This is a genomic window from Colwellia marinimaniae, from assembly GCF_002207865.1.
Lineage (GTDB): Bacteria > Pseudomonadota > Gammaproteobacteria > Enterobacterales > Alteromonadaceae > Colwellia > Colwellia marinimaniae.
The window spans coordinates 1-256 of record NZ_BDQM01000369.1; the positions used below are offsets into that span (position 1 = coordinate 1).

The following is a 256-nucleotide window of genomic DNA, read 5'->3' on the forward strand; positions in this document are numbered from 1 at the left end:
AGTCAGCTCGACGGCGACGTCACCCAGCCGGTGGTCAGGCTTACAGTCAGGCGGATAGGCCTCCACCCCCGACTCAATAAGACGCTCACGGGTCGCCATTCGAGTACGAACCTGTTCGGGAAGACGACGCTGCGGAAGAATTGGCGCGCGTTCTTCAGCCAGGAATTCGGCAATCTCTGGATGCCCGCTAATTGAATATATCGGCTGGGGCGGCGGTTCCACCGGGTAAAGCCAATTAGGAATATCGAGCTGACCC

Annotated in this window: 1 protein-coding gene; it reads right to left on the minus strand. The window is 58.6% G+C overall.

Annotated elements, in window-relative coordinates; genetic code table 11:
* Window positions 1–256 (minus strand): class-II aminoacyl-tRNA synthetase family protein (locus MTCD1_RS23750; RefSeq protein WP_235013407.1); only part of this gene is annotated, 256 nt, incomplete at both ends.